Genomic DNA, 4,809 nt, shown 5'->3' with positions numbered 1-4,809 from the left:
GGCCGGGGTGGCGGGCGCGGCCGGCGCGGCCGGCGCGGCCGGCTCCTCCACGGTCACGCCGAAGTCGGTGGCGATACCCGCGAGCCCGTCGGCGTACCCCTGGCCGACGGCGCGCGCCTTCCACTGGCCGCCCCTGCGGTAGACCTCCACGACCACCAGCGCGGTCTCTGCGCCGAGCTGCGGCGGGGTGAACGTCGCCAGCACGGCGCCGCCGTCCGCCTCCCGGATCGTGGCCGTCGGCTCGATGCCCTGGAAGGTCTGGCCGGCGGCGTCCGGGCTGGCCGTGACGACGATCTTCTCGATCTCCGGCGGCACGGCGGCGGTGTCGACCGTGACCGCGTCCGGCGCCGCACCGCCGCCGGAGCGGTAGGTCACGCCCGGGCCGGTGGGCTGGTTGTAGAAGATGAAGTCGTCGTCGGACCGCACCTTGCCGTCGGCGGTGAGCAGCAGGCCCGACACGTCGAGCCGCACCGGAGCGGAGACGTCCACCGTCACGCGCGCGGCCGGGAGAGGGATGTTCGAGCCAGGGGTCATAGCTGTCATGCCGGGTGAACGATCGACACCGCTTTACCGTTCCCTTACCGGCCGAACGGCTTACGGCACCACGACGATCTTCCGCCCCACGCCCGAAGCGAACTGCTCCAGCGCCTGCGGGTAGCGCTCCAGCGGGATCCGGTCGCTGATGAACACCTCCGGGTCCAGGACGCCGTTCGCGAACAGCTCCGCCGCCCGCTCGAAGCTGTGCAGCACGGCCATGGAACCGGTGATCGTGATCTCCTGGTTGTAGATCCGGTAGGGGTCGATCGTCACCCGGGTCGCGTAGTCGGCCACCCCGAACTGCAGGAACGTGCCCGCCTTCGCCACCCGGTCCAGGCCGTCCTGGATCGCGGCCGCGTTGCCGGTCGCGTCCACCACGACGTCCCAGCCCTGCGGCCGGTCCAGTTCGTCCGCGCCGCCGGCCGCACCCGAGACGCCGAGCCGGCGGGCCGTCTCCAGCCGGGCCGGGTTGATGTCGACCACGTCCACGCTCGCGGCGCCGGTCCGCTTGGCCAGCTCCAGCATCATCAGGCCCATGGTCCCGGAACCGTAGATCAGCACATGGGCGCCCAGGCGGGAGCGGAGGACGTCGTAGCCGCGCACCGCGCAGGACAGGGGCTCCACCAGGGCGGCGTCCGCGGTGCGCACGTGCTCGGGCAGCTTCACGCAGTTCGCCACGGGAGCGAGCGCGTACGTCGCGGCGCCGCCCGCCGTGGTCACGCCGATCGCGGCCCACCGTTCGCACAGGTTGTTGTGACCGGTACGGCAGTACCGGCACTCGTGGCAGTAGAGCGAGGGGTCCACGGCCACCCGGTCGCCGATCGCCAGCTCGGTCACCTGGGTGCCGACCCCGACGACCTCGCCGGCGAACTCGTGCCCGGGGACGATCGGCAGCTTGGGTGCGAACTCGCCTTGCAGAATGTGCAGGTCGGTGCCGCACAGGCCGCAGGCGGCGACCTCGACGACGACCTCGCGCGGCCCTGGCGTCGGGTCGGGGACCTCGGTGACGAGAGCACGGCCCACGGACTCGATGACGGCGGCCTTCATTTCACGGCTCCCAACGACAGGCCCTGGACCAGCTTGTCCTGGGCGGCGAACCCCGCGGCGAGCACCGGCAGGGAGATGACGAGCGACGCGGCGCACACCTTGGCCAGGAACAGACCCTGGCTGGTGATGAAGCCGGTCAGGAAGACGGGGGCGGTCTCCGCGACCACGCCCGTGAGGACCCGGGCGAAGAGCAGTTCGTTCCAGCTGAAGATGAAGCAGATCAGGGCCGTGGCGGCGATGCCGGGCAGGGCGATCGGGGCCACCACGCGCGCGAGGATCGTCGGCAGACGGGCCCCGTCGATCTGCGCCGCCTCGATCACCGCCACCGGGACCTCGGCGAGGAACGACTGCATCATCCACACCGCGATCGGCAGGTTCATGGAGGTGTAGAGGACGACCAGGAACCAGATGTTGTCCAGCATCCCGGTGTTCTTCGCGAACAGGTAGACCGGCAGTAGACCGGCCACGACCGGCAGCATCTTCGTGGACAGGAAGAAGAACAGGACGTCCGTCCACTTGCGCACCCGCCGGACCGACAGCGCGTACGCCGCCGGCAGGGCGAGCAGCAGGACGCACAGCGTCGAGACCAGCGAGGCGACGGTGGAGTTGACCAGCGCCGGCCACGGGCTCGCCCCGCCGCCGCTGCCGAAGAAGTCCCGGTAGCCGTCCAGGGTGAGGGCGGCGCCGAAGGAGGGCGGGTTGGCCGCCGCGTCCGCCTCGGAGTGGAAGGAGGTCAGCGCCATCCAGGCGATGGGCAGGAAGAAGGCGATGCCGGCCAGCCAGGCCACCAGGCCGGCGCCCAGGCCCCGGTGCCTTCTGATCGTCACGGCGAAACCGCTCATGCGCGGGACCCCTCCTCGCGGAACAGGGACGACACCACGCGCAGGGCGAAGGTCGCGATGATGATCGAGCCGATGACCACCAGGACGCCGGCGGCCGAGGCGAGGCCGTTCTCGTGGGCCTGGTAGAAGCTCTGGTAGACGGTGTAGGGGAGGTTGGCGGTGCCGAGACCGCCGGACGTGATCGTGAAGACGGCGTCGAAGTTCTGGACGATGTAGATCGAGCCCAGCAGGGCGCCGAGTTCGAGGTAGCGGCGCAGGTGCGGGAGCGTCAGATGGCGGAAGACCTGCCAGTCGTTCGCGCCGTCCACGCGCGCGGCCTCGATCTGCTGGGGATCACGGCTCTGCAGGCCGGCCAGCAGGATCAGCATCATGAACGGTGTCCACTGCCACACCAGGGACACCTCGACCGCGAGCAGCGGGGTGCGGGAGATCCAGTCGGGCTGGGGGCCGCCCACGTAGTGCAACAGGCCGTTGAGCAGGCCGTATTCGGGGTTGTAGAGGACGTGCTTCCAGAGCAGCGCCGCGGCCACCGGGACCACCAGGAAGGGGGCGATCAGCAGGGTGCGGACGACGCCCCGGCCGCGGAACCTGTGGTTCAGCAGCAGTGCCAGCGCCAGGCCGAGGACCAGGCTGGCCAGCACCACGGTGACCGTCAGCAGCACGGTCGTCCACACCGAGTGGCGCAGGTCCGCGTCGGTCAGGACCTGGCGGTAGTTGTCGAGACCGGTGAAGTGGCGGGCCTTCGGGTAGAGGGCGTTCCAGTCGAAGAAGGAGATCACCAGCGTGGCCACGAACGGCAGCTGGGTCACCACGACCATGAAGACGAGGGCGGGCAGGAGAGGGGCCCGGGTGGCCCAGGCGCGCAGCCGGGCGGGGGGCCGCGGGGTGGCGCGTACCGGTGTCGCAGCACGGGGGGCTGTCGTCGCGGTCATCGTCCCTCGTACTCCTCGGAGATCCGCTCGGCGAGCGCTTGCGATTTCTTCAGGGCCGAGTCGACGGACTGCCGTCCGGCGATGGCCGAACTGATCTCCTGGGAGACCTTGGTGCCCAGGTCGGTGAACTCGGGGATGCCGACGAACTGGATGCCGGGCGCGGGACGCGGCTGGACGCCGGGGTCGTTCGGGCGGCTGTTCTCGATGGCCCGCTCGGTCATCTCCTGGAAGGCGGCGGCCGAGGCGCGGTAGGCGGCGTTGGTGTAGGTCGACGCCCGCTTTCCCGCGGGGACGTCGGACCAGCCGCTGGTCTCGCCGACCAGCCGCTCGTAGCCCTTGCCGGACGCCCAGGAGACGAACTTCCATGCCTTGTCCGGGTTGCGGGAGGCGTGCTGGATGCCCCAGGCCCAGGTGTAGAGCCAGCCGGAGGACTTCGTCCGTTCCACCGGGGCGGGGGCGTAGCCGAGCCTGCCCTTGACCGGTGAGCCGCTCGCCTCCAGCAGACCGGCCGCGGAGGTCGCGTCGTACCACATGGCGGACTTGCCCTGGGTCATGTTGTTCAGGCACTCGGCGAAGCCCGACTGGGCGGCGCCGGCCTCGCCGTGCTCGCGTACGAGCCCGACGTAGAACTTCGTCGCCTTCGCGAAGGCGGGGGAGTCGAGCCGGGCCTTCCAGTCCTTGTCGAACCAGGTGCCTCCGAAGGTGTTCACGACGGTGGTCAGCGGTGCCATCACCTCGCCCCAGCCGGGCAGCCCGCGCAGGCAGATGCCGCGCATGCCGGGACGGGCGCCGTCCGCCTTCGCCGCGAGGGCGGCGACCTGCCGCCAGGTGGGGTGGGCGGGCATCGTCAGGCCCTTCTCGGCGAACACGTCCTTGCGGTACATGAGGAAGGACGACTCGCCGTAGAAGGGCTGCCCGTAGAGCTTGCCGTCGTCGCCGGTCAGGGACTCGCGCATCGGTGCGAGGACGTCTTGCTCGTCGTACGCGGGGTCCTCGGCGACGTAGGAGTCCATCTCGCGCAGCCAGCCGTTGCGGGCGTAGATCGGGATCTCGTAGTTGGACAGCGTGGCGACGTCGTACTGCCCGGCCTGGTTGGCGAAGTCCTGGCTGATCTTGTCGCGGACGTCGTTCTCGGGCAGGACCGTGAAGTTGACCTTGATGCCGGTCTGCTCGGTGAAGTGGGCGGCGGTCAGCTTCCGCAGCTCGGTCATCTGGGGGTTGTTGACCATCAGGACGTTGATGGCGTCGCCGCCGGAACCGGTCCCGCCCGCGCCGGCCCAGCAGCCGGAGAGCAGCGGGGCGAGCAGCGTCCCCACGGCGGCCGCGGCGAGCGTGGCTCGCGGCCTTCGTCGGCTCGGGATGCGCATGGATCGCTCCTGGAGTGTGAGGGCATGAACGGAAGACGTGGGGAGATGTCTGGAGATATGCGACATCGTGCGCGCCCGGGGGGT

General features: G+C 70.6%; 5 protein-coding genes. All 5 read right to left on the bottom strand.

The features are described 5' to 3' along the window. Positions 1-543 (bottom strand): TerD family protein (locus GT045_RS27660; RefSeq protein WP_161335838.1); only part of this gene is annotated, 543 nt, incomplete at its 3' end. A 51-nt stretch (positions 544-594) separates the two neighbouring features. After that, on the bottom strand, positions 595-1,584 hold the full coding sequence (locus tag GT045_RS27655) for a zinc-dependent alcohol dehydrogenase family protein (RefSeq protein WP_161335837.1): 990 nt from the start codon (positions 1,582-1,584) through the stop codon (positions 595-597). Beyond that, entirely contained in the window at positions 1,581-2,426 is an 846-nt protein-coding gene (locus GT045_RS27650; protein WP_161290321.1) for a carbohydrate ABC transporter permease, read from the bottom strand. The genes GT045_RS27655 and GT045_RS27650 overlap by 4 nt, the downstream gene beginning before the upstream one ends. After that, complete coding sequence (locus tag GT045_RS27645; RefSeq protein ID WP_161290323.1) at positions 2,423-3,358, bottom strand: sugar ABC transporter permease; 936 nt, start codon at positions 3,356-3,358, stop codon at positions 2,423-2,425. Before GT045_RS27645 ends, GT045_RS27650 begins: the two co-directional genes overlap by 4 nt. Then, on the bottom strand, positions 3,355-4,725 hold the full coding sequence (locus GT045_RS27640; RefSeq protein WP_161290325.1) for a sugar ABC transporter substrate-binding protein: 1,371 nt from the start codon (positions 4,723-4,725) through the stop codon (positions 3,355-3,357). Before GT045_RS27640 ends, GT045_RS27645 begins: the two co-directional genes overlap by 4 nt. Between the last annotated feature and the right edge of the window lie 84 nt (positions 4,726-4,809).

It is taken from the genome of Streptomyces sp. SID486, assembly GCF_009865385.1.
Classification (GTDB): Bacteria; Actinomycetota; Actinomycetes; order Streptomycetales; family Streptomycetaceae; genus Streptomyces.
Note: the sequence above shows the minus strand (reverse complement) of the source record. Positions and strands in the feature narration are given on the sequence as shown.

Excerpts from the sequence above, each read along its gene's own strand:
- GT045_RS27645 (WP_161290323.1), bottom strand. The coding sequence starts at position 3,358 with ATGACCGCGACGACAGCCCCCCGTGCTGCGACACCGGTACGCGCCACC.
- GT045_RS27640 (WP_161290325.1), bottom strand. The coding sequence starts at position 4,725 with ATGCGCATCCCGAGCCGACGAAGGCCGCGAGCCACGCTCGCCGCGGCC.
- GT045_RS27655 (WP_161335837.1), bottom strand. The coding sequence starts at position 1,584 with ATGAAGGCCGCCGTCATCGAGTCCGTGGGCCGTGCTCTCGTCACCGAG.
- GT045_RS27650 (WP_161290321.1), bottom strand. The coding sequence starts at position 2,426 with ATGAGCGGTTTCGCCGTGACGATCAGAAGGCACCGGGGCCTGGGCGCC.